Source organism: Bacteroides intestinalis DSM 17393, assembly GCF_000172175.1.
In the GTDB taxonomy this organism is placed as follows: domain Bacteria; phylum Bacteroidota; class Bacteroidia; order Bacteroidales; family Bacteroidaceae; genus Bacteroides; species Bacteroides intestinalis.
In genome coordinates, this window is sequence record NZ_ABJL02000008.1 from 3,181,999 (window position 1) to 3,202,752 (window position 20,754).

Annotated in this window: 8 protein-coding genes; all 8 read right to left on the minus strand. The window is 42.6% G+C overall.

Features of this window, described 5'->3' with window-relative positions:
- Window positions 1-421: 421 nt before the first annotated feature.
- The gene (gene xyl3A, locus BACINT_RS22150; RefSeq protein ID WP_021968425.1) at window positions 422-3,016 is read right to left on the minus strand and encodes a xylan 1,4-beta-xylosidase; all 2,595 of its coding nucleotides are present in this window, start codon (window positions 3,014-3,016) and stop codon (window positions 422-424) included.
- A 15-nt stretch (window positions 3,017-3,031) separates the two neighbouring features.
- Window positions 3,032-4,648 carry a DUF5010 domain-containing protein gene (locus tag BACINT_RS22155; protein WP_007667446.1) on the minus strand — a complete coding sequence of 539 codons (1,617 nt, stop codon included), beginning with the start codon at window positions 4,646-4,648 and terminating at the stop codon, window positions 3,032-3,034.
- 12 nt (window positions 4,649-4,660) lie between these two features.
- Window positions 4,661-7,885 carry a glycoside hydrolase family 2 TIM barrel-domain containing protein gene (locus BACINT_RS22160; protein WP_007667448.1) on the minus strand — a complete coding sequence of 1,075 codons (3,225 nt, stop codon included), beginning with the start codon at window positions 7,883-7,885 and terminating at the stop codon, window positions 4,661-4,663.
- 266 nt (window positions 7,886-8,151) lie between these two features.
- Entirely contained in the window at window positions 8,152-8,892 is a 741-nt protein-coding gene (locus BACINT_RS22165; RefSeq protein ID WP_021968427.1) for a DUF3823 domain-containing protein, read from the minus strand.
- 21 nt (window positions 8,893-8,913) lie between these two features.
- Window positions 8,914-10,977, minus strand: coding sequence for a RagB/SusD family nutrient uptake outer membrane protein (locus tag BACINT_RS22170; protein ID WP_007667452.1), 2,064 nt, complete (start codon window positions 10,975-10,977; stop codon window positions 8,914-8,916).
- A 19-nt stretch (window positions 10,978-10,996) separates the two neighbouring features.
- Window positions 10,997-14,149 carry a SusC/RagA family TonB-linked outer membrane protein gene (locus tag BACINT_RS22175; RefSeq protein WP_007667455.1) on the minus strand — a complete coding sequence of 1,051 codons (3,153 nt, stop codon included), beginning with the start codon at window positions 14,147-14,149 and terminating at the stop codon, window positions 10,997-10,999.
- A gap of 236 nt (window positions 14,150-14,385) precedes the next feature.
- Window positions 14,386-16,974, minus strand: coding sequence for a PQQ-binding-like beta-propeller repeat protein (locus BACINT_RS22180; RefSeq protein ID WP_007667457.1), 2,589 nt, complete (start codon window positions 16,972-16,974; stop codon window positions 14,386-14,388).
- Between the two features lie 192 nt (window positions 16,975-17,166).
- The gene (locus tag BACINT_RS22185) at window positions 17,167-20,394 is read right to left on the minus strand and encodes a glycoside hydrolase family 2 protein (protein ID WP_007667459.1); all 3,228 of its coding nucleotides are present in this window, start codon (window positions 20,392-20,394) and stop codon (window positions 17,167-17,169) included.
- Between the last annotated feature and the right edge of the window lie 360 nt (window positions 20,395-20,754).

The window sequence follows — 20,754 nt, forward strand, 5'->3', positions numbered from 1 at the left end:
AGAGTATAGTACGGCTTATGTTTTCTTATTTGTTCTTTTGTTCTTATGTCTAAAAAATAATAATCTGTTTAACTCTGTACCGTTATGGGTTATCTTACTTCAACCTTTATAAGTACACAGTTGTTTTTCCCTTTCATGAAAATTCCGTTTACCCCAAATGGTAACTTTGTTCACGCCACACGATAACTCCATTTACATACCGTGGTAAAGACCGTTACATGCCGCGGTAAAGGTCGTTACAATAAGGGGTAAAAGCCGTTACATACGGTGGTAAATGCTTTTACATTTTGAAGTAAACAGTCGATAAATGTTATTTATTGATTATCAGCAAATTAATAAAAAGTTCATCGACAATCTTTAGTTCATTTCTGTAGGGTTATAAATTAATTCCGCCAACAGGTTACTGATTATTTTTCTCTTTTTACTTCTTCAACGTGACCGCCACCTTCTGTAAAGACTTCCCGTCCGAAGTTCCGCCATAAAGCAGTTCGTAGTTTCCGGGGAGGATTTCCATCCGGTTGGTGGCCGGATTAAAGCACTCGAATGTGGAGGCAGGCAATTCAATCTGAATATTCTCCGCCTGACCGGCTTTCAAAGAAACTCTGCGGAAAGCTCTCAACATCTTTATCGGGCCTTCTTTATCAGCAGGATTGCGCAGATAGACTTGCACCACTTCATCGCCGTCCATCTTTCCGGTATTCTTCAATGGTATGGTCAGAGTCATGCTATCACCGGTCTTGATGCTCTTCTTGTCCACCTTGGCCTTGCCGTAGTCAAAGGTTGTATAGCTCAATCCGTATCCGAAGGGGAACAACGGTTTGCCTTTGAAGTAACGGTAGGTGCGGTTGCTCATGTTGTAGTCTTCAAAATCGGGAAGGTCACTGTCCGAAGCATAGAAAGTAAGCGGCAAGCGTCCGGCAGGGTTATAGTCGCCAAACAGGACATCGGCCACGGCTGTGCCTCCCTGCTGACCGGGATACCATGCTTCGAGCATTGCATCCAGATTTTCGGCTTCCCAGGGCAATGCCAACGTGCTGCCCGAACATACAACGAAGATAACCGGTTTGCCGGTCTTCTTCAGAGCTTTCAGCATTTCTTCCTGTACGCGGGGCAGGTCGATGTTAGTGCGGTCGCCTTTCTTGAAACCGGGAAGATCCACAGGCATCTCCTCACCTTCCAATGCGGATGAAAGTCCGCCTACAAAGATGATTGCATCGGCTTCGGCGGCTTTGGCAGCCACCTTATTATAATCTATCTCTTTCTTAGTACCTATATCGAACTTCAGGACAGCTTCTCCACTGGCCTGGTAGAACTCCAATACAACCTTATAACTCTTGCCTTTCACAGCATTCAGACTATATTCCTTATCTTTTGAGAATCCGTCTTTCCAGTCGGAGATAACTTCTTTTCCATCAATGTATAAACGGGCACCGTCATCGGCGGAAACGATGAAAGATACTTCTCCCGATTCTTTCGGGGTAAATACCGATTCAAAGCGTGCCGAGAAATCGGTTAAGTTCACGCCAGGCATAAACACCGTATTGCCACCATTGCCGAAGTTGAGCGGTTCGCTGAAGTGACCGGTAGCCGCGGGAGCGCCTTCCAACTTCTTATTATTCCAGAAAGTAGCTTTGACACCTTTCTTACCATTGTACGAGCAGCAGTCGAAATCGCTGAACAGGGTTTGGGTGCTTACAAAATCGCAACCTTTCTCATAGTACACGGCACCTTCCGGGAGTTTGCTCCTGATACCTTCAAGAATGGTAACGGACTTGGTGGGGAAACCGTTATAGTTTGCCCAAAGCATTACAGAGTCATTGGCATTGGGTCCCAGCACCGCCACCTTACGGATGGATTTGCTCAATGGCAAGGAATTGTTCTTATTAGTCAGCAATACCATGCTCTTACGTGCCATCTCCAAAGCCTTGTCCACGTGTTCCTTCGATTCTACAACCGAGTATGGAATCTCGGACCAGGACACGAGTGTATCGTCATCGAACATGCCCAATTGGAAGCGGGCACGCAGCAAGCGAAAGACGGATTCGTTTATCTTATCTTCCGTAATCAGTCCTTTCTTTACGGCTTCATTCAAGGAAGAATAACTGCCGCCACATTCCAAATCTGTTCCTGAAACCACGGCATCGGCAGAAGCTGCCTCAGCCGACGGATGGGTTTCGTGGTGATTGGGGTAGTAGAAATCTCCGATGGCCCCACAGTCGGAAACAACAATGTCATCATATCCCCAGTCTTCGCGCAGGATACGAATCAAGAGTTGCTTGTTGGAGCAGCAAGGCTCACCTTCAAAGCGGTTGTAGGCACACATCACCTCTTTTACTTTTCCTTCCGTCACCAAGGTTTTGAAGGCGGGCAGATAGGTTTCCCACAAATCGCGTTGAGAGATATTCTTGGAGTCGAAACTATGCCTGTTCCATTCCGGACCGCTATGTACGGCGTAATGCTTGGCACAGGCATGGGCTTTATCATATTTTCCGGCACCGTTGCCTTGCAGGCCTTTTACCACGGCCAGTCCCATGAGAGAGGTCAGATAAGGGTCTTCCCCGTATGTTTCCATACCGCGTCCCCATCGCGGGTCACGGTAGATATTGATGTTCGGAGTCCAGAAAGTCAATCCTTTGTAACCACCCCGCTCGCCTTTACGCTGGAAGTCATGGTATTTGGCACGGGCTTCATCGGATACAATGTCGAAGGTTTCATAAACAGCCTGATTGTCGAAGGTGGCGGCAAGACCTATGGCCTGCGGAAAGACGGTGGCCTTTCCGGCACGTGCCACTCCGTGCAGTGCTTCATTCCACCAGTCATACGCCGGTATTCCGAGGCGTTCGATAGCCGGTGAGCCGTTCTTCATCTGACTGATTTTCTCTTCCAAAGTCATACGCTTCAGCAAGTCCCATGCCCGCTCCGAGGGTGACAGGTTCGGGTTTCTGTAGGGCTCATTTTGTGCTGTAGCCACCAGGGCTACAGCACTCAAACAAAAGGTTACAAAAAATTTCTTCATCATATATTCTTGTTTTTATTCCGCAACAATTGTAAAGTAATTCAAGTCTGCATCACCCGAAATAATATTCAGCACCACTTCGCGCCAACCTTTCTTTTCAAAGTTTACCGTAGCTGCATCTATCTCTTTCCAGGTTCCGCCGGTAGCCGGCAATTCGACTACACTGCCTTCTTTCTTATCAATGTCAAAACGAATCTTCACGGCAGACAGGGCACTATAACGTAACTTGACAACCGAATTGCCCGCACTGAAAGGAAGTTCCACCCATTTCAGCCATTCGCCGGATTCCGTAGCCGTCACACACCAGCCTTCGTAGACATCGTTACACTTCTTTATGTCCAAATCTCCTTTGCGGTATTGCCCGCCACTGTTTCCCGAAGATTTATCTTCAAAGTAGTCGCACGCCTCAGCCTCGACCTTGAACTCTTTCGGATAGGGGTTGCTGCTCCATTTCCGCAAAATATTCAGGCGTTGGTTGGGATAGTCGTAATAGACTTCATCTGTACTTCTCCAATAAGCTGCATTTTCCAGCACATCGGTAAATCCTTCCAGGAATATCAGATTGGCACGGTTCTTCACAGAGTAAGTCAGAGCCTTTTGCAATAACCGTCCATGGTCTGCATCGACAAACATCTTGTTTCCTTTCTTATCGTTTACAAGGAAACCGGGAATACCCACCCCAATCGTCAGGTCCTTGAAGGTGCGCACAGTATAGGGATTATCCATATTGAACCAGTTGTTTATGCCACCGACAACTTCTGTTGCGGCAGTCAGCGTATTGTCGCGCTTACCCCAGTCCTGGTCGATGATTAACAACGGGTCCATGCCGAACTCTTTAATACAATCTTCGCGCACACGTTTCAGGATATATGACAGTTTGCCGGGCACATCTCCGACAAAGCTACAACCCCAGAAATAGACTACCGGACGTCCGTTGTATTTAAAGATATACTTCTCCGGAATATTCTGAAAAGCCAGACGGATATTGTAATCCCAGATATACTGATAAATGGAATCCTGGAACTCTTTGGTATCAACCGCAATATCTTTCAACGGATAGGGTTTGCGCTGTCCCGGATTATCGGCACTGTAACCGGCATAACCGCGCCCTAAATCTTCGTTACGCGCAGCTTCCCACGAGGCAGGGCAGTCATCGAAAATGGCTACCTTAAACTTGTCGGCCACACCACGGCGTTCCATGGCTTCTATCAGTTGCTTTATGTGGGTAGGGTCACCATGGTCTACATACTTTTTAGGATAAGAAGGCTGCAAGCCACGGCAGTTGGCAGCAATATAATCCAATCCACTATATGCGATTTCCTCTACCAGATTATCCCACCAGCCATCTTCCGAGCCTTCGGGTACCGCCTCAAACAGGGGGACATTGTAATAAGTAGTCGGCCTGTCTTCGCCTTTATAATTCTTTCCTTTGCGCAAATCGCCTTCAAAGCCACATAAAGAGCCCAGGATGGCGTTATGTTCCGGTATATCATCTTCACCCGGTTTTTCGGGTTCCAGCTCCGGTTCTTCAGTATCCGGTTTCTTTGGGGGATATGTGTCGTCATTACTATCCGAACATCCTATAAATAAAACGGCTGCAATAAGCAATATATATTTTGTTATTTTCTTCATGTCTTTTTACAATTAATCATTCACTAAAGTGTTAATCATATTCACTAAAAGCTTTCCTGCTATCGGGTCAGTATCAGCTTTTTCCGTGCACAATGTTGAAACGGTGGCTGTTCCTTTTCCATCCTTTATCTGAAGTAAAGTCAGTCCACGCATACTTTCTATTTTCTGAATACGGTCTTCCGGCTTGCCACCATCAATGTAGGCATGAATTTTCATCTGTCCGGCCAGTTCAGTCACATTCTCATTACGGTTTGCTTTCAAGGTAGCATGGCAAGCCAACGGAATTTCACGCTTGTTGTTATTGAAGTAGCGCAGGTCGAGTACACCGATACCATCGAATACCGGTGCATCGTCACGTTCCATGACTACGATGTCGCCTTCCGTTGGTATAATCCAGCCAGTGATGTGTTCCGGATAAACCTTCTTTGCTATCTCCTTGCTGTTCAGCAACAGTAACTTACCGCCCTTCTGCTGATAAGTACGGAGCAGTGTTTTTTCATCATCTGTGCACTCCTTCAGGCCGGAAATGATGCAAAGGTCGGCCTTCCTCTTGATTTGCACCAGCTCTTTCACTGAAGATGCTTTCTGATACTTCACTTGCAGAAAGTCGAGAACAGCGCTCGTATTATCTTTATCCAACAAAACAATCTTTTTGTTCTCGGATACTTTAGCAATATTCCATCTCTTATTCGCCAGTATCAGGTCATATTCATTCTGCGACAATGTCTGTCCGTTCTCTACCAATACCAGTTTCAACTTAACATTCATTTTATCAGACGGCAAGACAGACGGCATCACAATGGCAGGCTCGATATATTTACGGCCATAATACTCCACAGCCGGAAATTGCTCCGTACCTGATGCCAGAATCTTTCCTTTTTCATCCACAATACTCCAGTTCAGTGCCATCGGGAGCAAATCGCGTCCGTCTTCACTGTCATTCACCACATAGATGCGGGTATGGAGTTTTTCTCCGGCATACAAGTTACGCCCCCACAATTCAGCACTGACCAACACCGGCTGCATGGCACGTTGCATGGCGTAATAAGTGGGATAAGGCTGTATGTTCTTATAGTTGTAGCATTGGCGGAACCAAGTCATATAGGCAAAGTGCATGATGCCCGATACCTGTTCGTTGGTGCGACGCAGCGTCTCGGCCAACTCGCCCGTAATGAAGGATTGGACTTTCAGGAAATGCATAGGGTCTGCCCAGTCGTATGCCTCATAACCAATTAATGAATAGGGATTCTGATGAATCAGCTGATAGGAACGGGTTGGATGACCGGTCTCTGCATTGGGATACCCCGTACTCATTTCCTGGCTGATTAAAGGACGTCCCGGAGACTTGAATTGCTTCTGGAATTCACCGTTAAAGAAGCGGAACAGCGAGAAATCATACCAGTTATAGTAAGCATGGTTGTCATCAATATCTCCATCATCCACCGTATTTAGGAAGTCCTGTCCAAAACGTCTCAGTGCTTTGCTGTGCAGATAGTTGGAGTCAAAGCATACCGGACGTGTGGGGTCGAGCTCCCGCATGCCCTTCACAACATCTGATACGATGCGGAACTTCTCTTTCGAACGCTCCATGTCGGCGTCTAGGTCGTAGAACTTCATTTCGTTATTCACAGTCCAGAAAAATACGGAAGGATGGTTCCAGTATTTCTTCATCACGCGTAGCCATTCACTGCTCCAAAGGTCCAGTACGTTCTTGTCCGGTATCGGGGTGGAGTGAATCATCAGCCACGACCAAGTGCCCTCGAAACTAATGGCAATGCCGTTACGGTCTGCCGCCGAAACCCACAATTCATTCCAGGGAGTGGTATGTGTACGAGTAGACTGCACGTTGCCGGCCTTCATCAACTGCATGAATTTATCTGCCAGGATGGAGTCGTTGGGACAAATGGCAAAGGGAATATGGTTTCCTCCGCGCATCCAGAACTTACGACCGTTCAGATAGAGGAAGCCGTCTTTGCGTACGGACGAGTAGTAGTTCTCCATGGCATCACTGGTCTGTGCTGCCGCTCCGCTGATGTCGCGCGTCACCTTCACCACCACGACATTGCGTCCCGGATGCAGGAAGTCGGTAGCATCCACTTGGAAATCACCGAACATCCCCACGTTGGATCCTGCCAACTGCCCGTTGACATAGACTTCCGCCATTTTGGAAACGGCATCAAACGATAGGGTCAGCTGTTTTCCCTTGATGTCGGTCGGCAATTCCAGCCATTGGCGATACCAAGCCGTACCGGTTTTACGGTAGTCGAATGTATATCCTTCGCAACGATCGGTTTCTTGCTGATAGTAGGTATCGGAAACGCCTTTGGGATTCGGTCCGTTTGGAGTAGGCATCGTTTCGCCGTGCAGCCAGATGCGAATGGGATTCCAGAAGTTGGGAACCTGCATGACGTGCCAGTCCTCATCATCGGTTGTTGCAGATACCGCTTTGGCTTTGTCGTCCAACTGGTACTCTGGCATGAAGAGCCAATCTCCATCCAGTGAAATCTCGGTACGATCCGGCTTTATATCGTTCACCATGACAGCCTTATAGTTTGCTCTCTCCCGGCGACGCTTAGCTTCCTTCTGCTGTGAAGTTGCCGCCATACGATATTCCGCGGCTTTCACATTCTTCAGATAGTTATCGGGCAAGAGAGTTACAATCAAGTCATCAAATTCTGTCTCAATCCATCCGCCGCCCAGTGTCACTTCACCCGAAGGAACCAGATTGGCATTTTTGTCCACAACGTCGATATACGGTTCCTTCTCCCCGTTCACAAAGACGCGAATGCGATTGCCACACACCTCCACTTTCATACTATACCATTCGCCAGGCACCGGATGGAATCCCAGTGGACGGACACCCATAAATTCGTCGGTTCCCATGTAACCGGTACGCATTAAGTATACATCGTCCTGCAATCCGCCTTTGATACCGGCAACATAACGATCAAAACGGTTGTATGCACGGAATCCGGCCCATATTTGGACTTGTTCCGCCCCCTTCGGGGCGCGTGCCTTGAAAGACATGCTGTAGTTCTTCCATTCCGGATTTCCAAAGCAAGCATACGAACCTTTCGAACGGAACACTCCGTCGGCAATACTACATTCTCCCCTGCCTACTGTTTTCAATATTTCTCCTTGATTGGAGAAATCATTTTGCCATTGGGATTGTGTATGGCCGGGCAATGACGCCAACGAGCATGCTGCAATCCAAAAGGCTGTATAAAGTTTCTTCATGATACTGTTTAATAAAATAAGTTATGCAAATGTAATCGGACTACATTAACAGAGAGTCTAATAAAAGATTAATCAGACATTAAAAAGTAATTAATCCTGCTGGTTTTGCCAGTATATAGTCAAAGTAGTGCCACCTCATTGGCAAAGACTTGCCACAGGCTTGGCAAAGTTTTGCCAATGAGGTGGCAAAACACAAGCAATAAATAAAAGAAGGAGGACCCTTGCCTCTTTCAAAGCAAACATCCTCCTTACCTAACCTACCTATATTATCTTCCGAAACCCTTTGCGTCAATAGTCTTCACATCCGTATAACAAGACTTTTGATATTTGTCTTTACAGTTGGCACTAATACGCACGAACAGTTTTTGATCAAACTCAATCTTTGCTTTAGACTTCAACTTAATGACGTCACCTTCCTGAATGTTAGTAATGGCCACCGTATTATCTGTATAGCGTCCGTCAGCAGCACAGCTCACAGTAGTACCAATTATCATCTGCGCCTTTTCCACATCGGGCATGTCATAACCTTCTTTCGCATTACGCGTAAATTTGAAAGAAGCCCAAAGGAATCCGTCTGCATCCTGATAAGGCGCATCCACCCATTCCAATGTAAGATAAGGAGTGATAGTGAAATCCACCTCAGCGGTTTTTCCACTCTTCAGTTCCACAACCTTCATCTGCTCTTCTTCACAAGGATAGCCACAGGTTTCAAACGGCCACATCTCATATGTACCTTTGAAGAGGCGGGTATTCTTGAATGAACCATCCATCATCATATTCAGGTTCTGTTCAGTCACCACTATATTCGGGTCACCATTTGCATAACTGATTTCCTTTATACGAATCTTCATATTACCCTGCCCGAGTGCTGTCTGTAATGGCTTACCGTTATGGTCATAAACTTGTCCAATCACAGCAGCATCAGGAGCATCATAGTTATCCATCTCGCACGCACCGAAGCACACAACCCAAAGGGACAACAAGAATAAATTTGCTATATTTTTCATAATCATTCCAATTTTAATTGATTAATACATATCATTCTGCTCGAGCAACGGATTTACCTTACGTTCTGTATCAGGTATCTTCTCATAATAGTATTTCTGATCAAAGTTGTGCTGACCACCGTAACTATCGGCTACACGTGTATCGAAAATATATTTACCATGAGGAATTCCACTGTCCGGATCCACCTCTGCCGTACTGGCAAACAGATACGGTGCAAGCATTCTCCAACGGAATTCATAGATTTGCTCACGAGCCGTAAACCAACGGCGAAGGTCCCAATAAAGCTTATGCTCAACAGCTAGTTCCTTGTAGCGCTCTACGCGTACAATCTGAAGTCCCTTAGTAGGAGCAAAAATCATAGAGTTCTTACCTGTACCTCTTACATTGGTGGGAGCTGTCATATCAGCCAACTGTGCCGTACTTGTTAGTAGTTCGGCTCCAGCTCTTTCGCGTACATCATTGATACACTTCATGGCATCTTCCAACAAATCTGCACCATTATGAGAAGCAACTCCGTTCTGAGCCAGTTCAATAGCAGCTTCAGCACGTGCCAACAAGATTTCAGCATAACGGATATCAATCCAAGGCTGTGTACTTCTATGCAATTGAGTTTCACCGCTAGCCAGATTACGTTGCAACCATTTTACACCGTATATACCTGTTGTACACATGTTAGATGAAGAAGTTGCAGGTCCGTCAAAACCACAAATTGCAATTTTCGTATCCACACCACCAATTTTGTACGTTTCACCGTCATTAGGTCTTCTGGTTGTACGTATAGCCACTTTCTGACCATTAACCTTAAACGACTCAGCAATCTTATCCCATCCTGTAGTTGTTTTACCATCATCTGGAATTTCTTTCTTAATTTTCTGAGAAGGATCTACTGAAGGATCAATCAATCCCCAACGCATATCCAGTTCATATCCTTTGTAAGTGTCACCCGGAATCATGATACTTGCTTTCAAACGGGGCTCTGCATTATCAAAGATACCGTGTCCGCTATCATAAACAATGAAATTACCGTCGTCATCCGTCGTTTTCAGATGTCCCGTTTCAGAATCAAGAGGAAGTCCGTCAAACAACTCCACCCAATCCAGAGGAACAAAGTAACGACCACCATAACTAAAGCCTACCATACGTTCGGGAGACATCAGTTTGTCCCAGCTATGAACATAGTTGTTAATGTCATATTCACGAATGAATATTGATTCAGGACTAGTCGTAGCCTTATCAAACACTTCATAGAATGCTTGACGTTTGTCAGCCCCATTATTCAACTGATAGCCACCTTTTGCTACTTCCAAGGTTGCCTCATAGGCCTGCTTGAAGTAATCATTCGCTTTAGAAGCAGGTACACCCGTCAGCACCACACCACTTTTGCCTGTGTAATTGTACAAACTGCCATAGCGTGCCACCGAACCGGCATAAAGAGCCACACGCGCTTTTACCGCTGCTGCTACATATTTATTGGCACGACCGTTTGTCTTCTTATCAGTCATATACTGCATGGCATAGTCCAAATCTTCCAGAATAAAGTCAATAGATTCTTCATGGCTATTACGTGCAACATTCAAAGCTGAGCCATCATCTGTAATAGGTTGTGGTTCTTTAACTAAAGGTACACCACCATATCTTTTCACCAAGGCATAATAGGTATATGCACGGATGAACTTCGCCTCTGCAATCCACTCTTCAGCACCTTGCAATTTACCGACATAATTAGGCAAGTCTTGAATTAACACATTTGCCTGACGTATAATTTGATAAGCAGGTTTCCAGTAACCCTTGTCACCGTAGACACAGCTATTACCACAAACATTATTGGCATATTCACCTGTAGATCCCATTGTGGTCTTATCAGAAAGCCAATTAAAGAAACCTCCACGGCCACCATCATCACCCATATTGAAGTCTTCCATCGGCAGATGATTGTACAAACCAGCCATGTAAGCCGTTATACCACCTTCATTATAGATGTCTTCATTAGTCATAATGTTTTTAGGCGGAATATCCAAATCCACACAACTTACCAATGCGCCACCCAAAGCTACGCACATCAATATATTTTTCCATTTTTTCATAATATGATTCCTCCCTTACTTAAAATGTAATGTTTGCACCAAAATTGAACGTTTTATTCAAAGGATACATGTATCCGTATAAGTCAGTAGGCTTTTCAGGGTCGACACCTCTCACTCCAGTGATAGTAAACAGGTTATATGCATTGAAATAAACTCTCAAATTCTTAACCCCTACTGAAGAAAGCCATTGCTTCGGGAACGTATAACCTATTTCAGCTGATTTCAAACGTAGATAGTCACCTTTCTGAATCATAAATTCAGAATCATCTTTTGGCATTGCTTTTGCACCACCAAAAGAGTAATACCCCGGTATCCACTCACAAGAAGGATCGAAAGGATGTTGATCAGGATCCACTGGATGCCAACGGTCGAGGAACATATCCAAAGCATTACCATCAAAGGCCAACGGCATTGAAAGTTGTTCACCATAAGCAACATAAGACATGGCAGAACCCTGGAATAAAAGGTTTAAGTCGAAACCTTTCCAACTTGCGCCCAGAGTCAGACCAAAGTTCATCAACGGATAATTTCTTTTATCTTGCCAAGAGCTTCCTGGATTAGTTGTTGTTGCAATTGGATGCATATCGCTACCATCAATTACACCGTCCTGATTCCAGTCTTCATAAATATAGTCACCGGGTAATGTTGCATTACCGGAATAGATAGAATTAGCAATCTGTTCATAGCTAGTGAAACGTCCCGCTGCACCATAACCAAACCAAATATCATTGTAACGATTCAGATTTCTGTTTCTCCAATAATCATAGGAGTTACCAGCCGGATCTGTTTCATAATAACGACGCATACCGCGAGTTAGTGAAACTTGTCCACTTACATTATATCGAAAATCTCCAATGCTATTATTATGACGTAATTCTAATTCAATACCCTTTGTACGGTCACTGTTAAGATTCTCCTGCGGCATTGTAGAACCAAAAGTACCCGGTAAAGAAACCAGACGATTGGCAAGCAGCCCGTCACGGTCACGTTGGAATACTTCAAATGTCAGCCCCAACAGACCATCCCATAAATCGGCATCAAGTCCAATATTCAAAGTCTTTACTGTATACCAGGTAATATTAGGATTAGCTACTGCACGGAAACCAAGTGCATTAGTATAAGCACCACCAAACACATAACCTGTGGGATAATTGTTGTTAGAGCCACCGGAAGTGTTCGGATAATCATAACCGGAAAGGAATTGATAATCAGCAGCACCATCATCACCCATCTTACCATAAGATGCACGCAACTTCAAATTAGAAACAAACTTCAGATTGTCTTTAATAAAAGACTCTTCTGACATTCTCCAACCGATAGAAGCGCCAGGGAAGAATCCCCAACGATTATCTGAAGGGAATTTGGAGGAACCATCATAACGGAAAGAAAATTCAGCGAGATAACGTCCTTTATAATCGTAATTGAACTTACCAATAAGACCTTTCGAAGCCGATTCTGACAAACCATTTGCATTTGCCATACCTACTTGCTCTTTAGAATCACCTGCGAACAAATAAGGTAAAGGTATAGAGAAGTTACGTTGTGCCCACAAATTATCTCCTACATTATGAGCCTCTTCATACAACATCAAACCAGAAACATGATGGCCTGAGAATGTGTTATCATAACTAATTGCAGCTTGCCACAAAGTACTCCAGCTACTATTGTGAGTACGACGCAACTGAGTAGGGCCAAGACGAGAAGCCGCCACATATGAATCTGCTGCAGCATTATAAGTATACAGGTTATATTCCTTATTCCAAGTCGTTTCATCATTTTCCTTCGTGTCATAGCTGAACATACCTCTCACCTTCAATCCTTGCACTTTGGGAATTGTATATTCTCCTTCAAAAGAGGATTGGAATAACTTATTTCCTCTCTTCTTAAAACCGGTTAAATCCGTATCAATTAAAGCCAACGGATTATCATCAGAACTCTGAGGCTTCTGATAATAAGGTGCTGTATTATTTGCATACAAAGGATCATCTGGAGCAGAACGCCATAAATTCTTGAATATTTCCCACGAATCCTTAGAGTTACCTTCACGGTCATCAATCATACCGCTCAATTTTACAGAAACTCTTAAATTCTTCGTCAACTGGGCATTCAGATTAGAACGTACATTGTAACGATTGTAGTCCAAAGCATCTCCTTTAAAGAAACCGCCCTGATCCATATAAGCGAAGCTAACATAATAATCCATCTTATCGCTACCTCCACTAATGGAAACATTGTGTGACTGTTGCGGAGCAGAATTAGCCATTACAGCATCATACCAATCTGTGGACACTCTCTTACCAGTCAGGAACTCATCAATAGCCTCCTGAGGATATTTCCGGCTTGGATTGACCAAGTCACGCATCTGCACATCATTAAACAATGTCATACGCCCCACAGCATCCACTGGCTTCAATATTTCACTTGGTTTTTGGAAACCATAATACATGTTGTAATCAATCTTAGTTTTGTTCTTCTCACCTCTCTTTGTGGTAATCAAAACAACACCATTAGCAGCACGTACACCATAAATTGCAGCAGAAGCATCTTTCAATACGGAAATAGACTCAATTTCATTAGGATCCATACGCTGCATGTCACCACGGGGAACACCATCCACTACAATCAACGGGGTACCGAAACCACGAATATCGAACTGGTTATTGAATTCACCCGGCTCTGAAGTTTTCTGAATCACACGTACACCTGGTACCTTACCAGTCAACATATTCTGTGCGTTCTGGTTCTTTGTAGCTATCAGACCTTCACTAGTGATAGCTGATACTGCTCCGGTTAGGTTCACTTTCTTTTGTGTACCATAACCTACTACAACTACTTCATCTAATTGTTCTGCGTCTTCCTTCATCACTATTTCCAGTGAAGTTCTGCCATTCAATTTTATCGTTTGATTCTTATATCCTATAAAGGATACTGACAATGTGGCATTAGTAGGAACTGACAATGTAAAGTTTCCATCTAAATCACTAATAGCTCCCAATGATTTATTACCCACTACGGTTACATTGACGCCAATAACAGGTTCTCCCATTTCATCAACTACTTTTCCCTTAATAGTAGTATTTTGTGAAAACACCGGGAAAACAGCAAACAACAGCATTGCCATCATGCAAAGCCATGCATTCTTCAAATTAGAATTGTTTTTCATTTGTTTCATAATTAATCTGTTTTTATGAATAGTAAACCCTCAGTTAATATAGGTAGGTTTACAAAAGGTTAACTTGTATTCTTCATAAGCATAAACATTTAGATTAGCAGTTCATTTTATTAAGTAAATTCCTACCCACAAAAGTATATGCTCCAGATTAATTATTCTTCGAAATTCGTCTTAATATTATATTAAAAAAGCGCTTAATTTTTTCAATTAAACGCTTAATTTTTAATAAAATAAAGTTATTCACATAATTTAGAAAGCGGAACCTTGTAATTTTCACCTAAAGACTCCCGATACTCCTTACAGAAACGATCATATACACTCTTGGCAATCCCCTTCTTCCCCTCCGAAAACAGTACTAAACACTTGGCAGACAATGCTTCTTCATTCAACGGATCATGCAAAAACATAATATCAGTAATACGGAGCACCATCTCATGGTTATTTTTCTTATATTCAATATCCAACAGATTTCTAAGTAAATCAATAGAAAGGCTTGAATAGGCATCCTTAAATCCATCCAACCAATCAACAATCGTATTAGAAAGTAACGGACCACACAGCAACAATTCCAATATTTGGTTCAGAAATACATCATCTTTCAGAGAACCATTTCGTTGAAATAACTCTATGCAATGGAGCGCTGTACGATAATCGCAGAATACCTTTTCTTTCCACTGCATTTTCAGAAATCCACCATCACTCACTACTTCCACATCACCAACCTCTTCTAACAAAACACGCAACTTACGCAATGTCACATTTCTATTATTTCGAGCTGAGATCTCATCCTTATCAGACCAAAGCATATCAGTTACTTTCCGAGTCAGAATGCCTTTTTCATCTTTCTCTGTATAAAGAATTAACAAAACTAACAAACTTTTCAGACGGGGAGTAAAATTAGAAGTGATATCATTTCCATCCTTATCCCGCACATTAAATGTACCAAGTAAAGAAATTGCTGAACGACTACGATCAAAATAGTTTTCTATCGGTCTAAGAACAGGAATTCTTTCATCCCCAGCTTCTACCTTCAATTCTAAATTTTCATTCTCTACATTGTTATCATTTGCTGCCAATTCTTCTTTTACACTATCCGTAGTAACTACAGAAAGCGGTTCTTCTTTCTTATGTTCAACTATTCGGTAATATAAAAAGCTTCCAACACCCAACAACGACAAAAATCCAGCAACTATCCAATACCACATCTGGATAGCAACAGAAGTATCTTCCACCACTTGCATTATATCCGCTTGGCTCATCAACGGAGTATTTATGGAATATATGGACACATCATGTGTACGATCAGTCAATATTTTATCCATTACTAAAAACAGCTTATTGCATGAAGGAGATGAGTAGAAACTAAAATCACAATCTTGATGAATAACTCTGTTATGAATGGGAATAGATACTGCTGTCCAAGTCGTATCTTTCATGGATACTTTCCACAAAATACCGCCATCTTTCAAGGAAACCGCATAGAATGAACTATCCGAGGGTTCGAAATACATAGATGAAGCCATCAACATTGAGGCCTCTACCTGCTTTTTCTTCCAAACAACACGTGATTTCCTTGTTTTCAAATCAATCGCGCACAATTCTGTATAGAAATAAGAATTCAACTCCTGTTTGCCATACTTATTTCCCCTCCCACCCAATATATAGAGTTCATCACCAACGACAGCTACCGCCGAAGAGTAACGAGGATTAAGCAAGGGGTCATAGTTGATCATTTCCATTTCGCCCGTAAACGGACTCATCCTGAACAAATCATTCCTGTATCTATAAAAACCATAGCCACCGAAGAAATAGAAAGAAGAATCAGCCGGATTATAAGTACGAGCATGGTTATAATAATTCGGCTCTTCCTTATTACGCTCTACCAAATTCCATCGATCTGTATCAAAAGAGAAAAAAGAAACACGCTTTTGAGATAACGAATAAGATACCAACCTGTTAGTCAAGGTGTCAAAAATTAGATGATCTGTGAACTCCATGGCAGGATACCCTCCTTGTACACTAATTTCTTTCTTCATGGTTCCAGTTTCATCTAGTATTTCCACTTTATCTGGCCTTACCAAATAAAACAAAGCATCACGCGCATTAAAAGCAACATCCAGTCTTCCAGAGAGTGTTCCTTTATAAATCTGTTTCCACTTGATATGGTCATCTATCAGCCAATAAGGGGACCGTACACGAGCTATAGATTTCGCTATTTCATCAAAGCAAACATTATCATTATGTTTCCACAACCTCCACTCACGGGTTTGCTTACCATCTTGCATTATTTTTACATCCTTTAAATTTATTGGCGCTACATCAGCCAGATATTCAGGCGCATGTCCGAATAATGCTTTTACCCGATGAGTTCCATTCAGAGGAACCATTATTGTCGTATCTTTTCCCGCATACTTCACTGCAATAGAATTATGCTTCATGTCCATTCGCAAGGAAACTGAAATCCACTTTTCTCTTTCAATAGGACTGTCAATGGTAACCATTCCTTCATTGAAGACTAATGCCGGATAATGCAAACGTTCTCCTCCCGCAACAAACGAAAAACGAATTAATTGATTTGTATTAGTGTACAAATGCAAAATTGACCCAAAGTCGGGTTCATTGTTACGTACCCACATCTGAAAAGAAATGGTAAATTCATTTTCTACTTCAAAAGGCTTATTTTCATCTAGAATGAGTGAAGTTCTTTCAGTACTAGGGGCGGAATGAGATTTAAAATAAAGTCCGCTATTATAGACGGAGGCAAATAAATTCACTCCTGCTAGCAGGAGGAAACTAAATAAAATATATCTGCAATAGTTTTTCATATTTCTATTTCAAGAACACTAGACAAAGGTATAAAAAAACATAAAATGAGTAATAAGTTCAATAAAAAGAATTAGAACCAATCCAGTGTTATGCGAATTACCTCGCACAACACTGGATTAACACTGAACTTATCGAAAAAGAACCTATTTGAAAACTACGCTTCTCCTCAATCCCTTTATTTATCTATCTCTCTATTTCACTTCAGGATTGACAAACATCACTTTCAACGAAGAAAGGAATTCATTTCTATTATCACATCTAAAGTTACCACTGAATTCATTTTTATCTCTTTCTCCTATTTTTATGCTTACCTTATTCCAACCTTGCAGCAAGGGCAGTTCTTTATAAGTAGCCTCATGCCTATTTTGCGAAGCGGCTACATATGCTTTATCATTAATAGCAAGCTGGCATTCCTTTGCTTTCACAACCAAAGTCAGCTTCGGCATATTCGGTTCAATCAGCAAGTCATCCAAAGGGCGCGGACTAAATACATAGATATCCAAGGCCCATCCATCCGCTTTTTTCACTAACTTCTCCTTCGCTGCAACAGGAAATACCAATTGATTATCACGCAAGAAGAAGACTTCATTTGATTTTACTTCAATCTCATTACAATCAATACCGGCATTCTTTAAAATCACTCCCAGTGTATTGTATCCCTTTTCAGAGTTAGTGAATTCTTTCAGGGTACTGATATAGAAACAAGAGGCATCTTTCTGATACTTCACAAACACAGGAGTAGCAGCTGTACATTCGTACTCACTCCGCACCGTACCGGCAGTTTTGATTTCCTCCGGACGTTTATTCCAAGCTCTCCAATCTGTTTTACAAGCATTCAGCAAGACATCTCCTTCTTCTACCAGCGCACCTGTTAATGAATATTCTGAAGCATCAGCTCTCTGAAGTTCGCAGAAATAGAAATCAGAATTATTCAAGCCACGTATCCATGACTTCTGAACCGGCAAGAAAGAAGAACGTTTAAGGTTATCTAATGCTACCGGAAGAGGTAATATCTCATCGTATACATTCAATGTCTGAGGTGTTAATCCCCAAATCCATACATCAGCACCCTTAGCAATATTAGCTAACATACTCTTCTTTTCAGCAGCAGACAAAGTGTAAGTACCATCTACAATATAGAGCATACGTGCAGGTGCAGTAATCTTTACAGCAAATTTCACGCCTTGTGCATCCAGAATACCTTTCAATTTACTGTCATCTCCGCCTATGAAAATCACTTCTTTATATTTCTCAGCCGGAGTAGCTGTCGGTGCTTCATATTGTTTTTTGTCAATATCAGCATAAGCAGACCAAGCAGAGTGTCCCGGTGCATTGGCTGCACGCATAGCATCATACATAGGCCATGGATCATACAAAGGTAGATTCGAATCATATCCCGGATTGAATGTTGTACAATAAGGACCTACACGCTCCGGTTGTACACCCGGCACACCTTCTTTATAATCAGTAAAGAAAATACCATCTTTATTGATATCCGGTTCTGTAGTCATATCTTTCTTTCCCAGTGGCAGCGGTTTCAAAGAGTACCATGCCATATTGAAAACGGTACTGTAAGAAGCTCCCATATTACGCTGGTTAGCAAGGAGATGATAGCACTCATTAGCTAATCCTTCCATACGTCCCAACTGCGATTCATAGGCTCTTTCACCATTATACTTAGCAACCTGCTCGGGCGTACCATAGTACGCCATACTATGTTCACCGATTCCCCAAGGTTTACCTATTCCAACCCAATGTTTCATTGAGTTCATGTCACCATAATGACCTACTGTAACCGGCAAGATGCCATCTCCATCATCTTCTCCATCGGCAGAAATCCATGGGCGGGTCGGATCGTTTGCACGAACAATGTCTCTCCAATCTTCCCAAGCTTTCTTCTGCTGAGGCATCAATTCCGGTCTGTTGTAAACATGCAAAATCACAGGTTTATTTTCATTACTGATACTCCAACCAAAGACAGAAGCATGATTACGGTCTCTGAGTACAAAACGTTTCAAATGTTCTTTTGATGCTTCCCAGAAGAGCTCAGAATCCAGTTTCGGACCACCATCACTCGCCCAGTTAGCAGTTTCATTCAATACGCAGATACCCATTTCATCAGCTACATCCATGTAGAAACGAGGATAAATCTGTGCATGAGGGCGAACTGCATTAGCATTCATACCTTTAATGGCAGTAAACCATGCCCACGCATATCTGCGTGTCATTTGCGGAATACCCATAAAGTGCCAAGAATCACCTCTCAACTGATAAGGTTTACCATTCAGGTACTGTGTGGTACCTTGCAATGTCCATTCACGCCATCCGAAACGTTCATATTTCATATCAAGAATTTCTTTCTTAGCCTGCAATGAAAGCAATACGGCATAAAGATTCGGTTGTTCAGGAGTCCAGTAACTCAACTCACCGGATACCGGAACCTGCAACACAACTTTTGTTGAAGCATTGGCAGGGATGCTAACTTTAACAGGGGCCACTTTCAAAGCTTCCTGTCCAAGTTCCCATGCAGGTACAGGAGCAGAATTAACATCTGTCCCAGCCAGGTTTACCCATTCATTAATCTTACCTTGAAGTTGCAGATCTGTCTTTTTTTCCGTATTATTCTGTACAGTCACTTCCAGTTCAAGCATATTCTTTGAAACCAACGGCTTCACATATACATCTTCCACATGTACTTTAGGCAATGCCAACAAGTATACATCCTGCCAGATACCGGCAATGTGATATCCCCACATAGAACCGGCAGGAACAATACGACGCCCAATTGTAGAGTTGTTTTCAAACAAAGATTGACTACGAACTCCCACCCATACTTCAGCGGTTTCACCTGCAGCTACCTTATTCGTAATATCTATGCTGAATGGAAGAAAAAGATCAAAATTCTCTCCTACTTTTTCCTTATTGATATAGACCTCAGTATAGCCGGCTACAGCTTCAAAATATAATTTTATCTGCTGACCATTCCAGTCATTAGGAATAGTTACAGTTTTTTTCATCCACGCCATTTTCACTTGTTCCCATTCTTTCGGATAAGACGGGTAGTTGCGATGATCAGGTCCCTCTACATTTCTGTTAGCAAAAGAGTTTATATTCCATGGAGAAGGAATCTTTATACGGGTTTTACTCCATGCACCTTCTTTGGGCAATGATAATTCCGGTGCCACTCCTTTACCTTGCACGTAACTACCCGGCAAAGCCACAGGTTGGAAATCCCAATAGCCATTCAGACAGATTTCTTTCCTATACTCCTTTTCTGTTCTATTCACAAGACCCTCACTTGGTGCAAACGGGAAGTTATACACCAATTTACCATCGCTTGATGTGTTTTGTCCCACTGCCTTTCCCGGCAGCAAGAACAAAGTCGTCAACAAGCTTAATAAAATTGCATTTCGTTTCATTTAAAAATACTATTAATTAGGTATTAGACATATTTGTTTTTCCTGTCTGCAAAGTAAACAGGGTGACATTAAAAAGTAAGCCGAAACAGAATTAATATTGGATTAAAAACACATTAATCCTCCGGAATCCAGAACTTTTCTATTAATAATGCAAATCAGTAGTTGAATTATGTTCATTTTGGACGAGTTATGAACAAAGTGTGATAAAGTGACAACGGGATAACGCTCTGTGATATAGCGCAGCCACTTTATCACCCTATCACACTATCACTCTTTTATTCCTCTCTTTTCCATCATGAATGAATTTCAACTACTGATTCGCATATATAATATTATTCAGTACTTATTTTAGTTTAGAAC

Coding starts and splice junctions, on each gene's coding strand:
- xyl3A (WP_021968425.1), bottom strand. CDS start 3,016: ATGAAGAAATTTTTTGTAACCTTTTGTTTGAGTGCTGTAGCCCTGGTG.
- BACINT_RS22155 (WP_007667446.1), bottom strand. CDS start 4,648: ATGAAGAAAATAACAAAATATATATTGCTTATTGCAGCCGTTTTATTT.
- BACINT_RS22160 (WP_007667448.1), bottom strand. CDS start 7,885: ATGAAGAAACTTTATACAGCCTTTTGGATTGCAGCATGCTCGTTGGCG.
- BACINT_RS22165 (WP_021968427.1), bottom strand. CDS start 8,892: ATGAAAAATATAGCAAATTTATTCTTGTTGTCCCTTTGGGTTGTGTGC.
- BACINT_RS22170 (WP_007667452.1), bottom strand. CDS start 10,977: ATGAAAAAATGGAAAAATATATTGATGTGCGTAGCTTTGGGTGGCGCA.
- BACINT_RS22175 (WP_007667455.1), bottom strand. CDS start 14,149: ATGAAACAAATGAAAAACAATTCTAATTTGAAGAATGCATGGCTTTGC.
- BACINT_RS22180 (WP_007667457.1), bottom strand. CDS start 16,974: ATGAAAAACTATTGCAGATATATTTTATTTAGTTTCCTCCTGCTAGCA.
- BACINT_RS22185 (WP_007667459.1), bottom strand. CDS start 20,394: ATGAAACGAAATGCAATTTTATTAAGCTTGTTGACGACTTTGTTCTTG.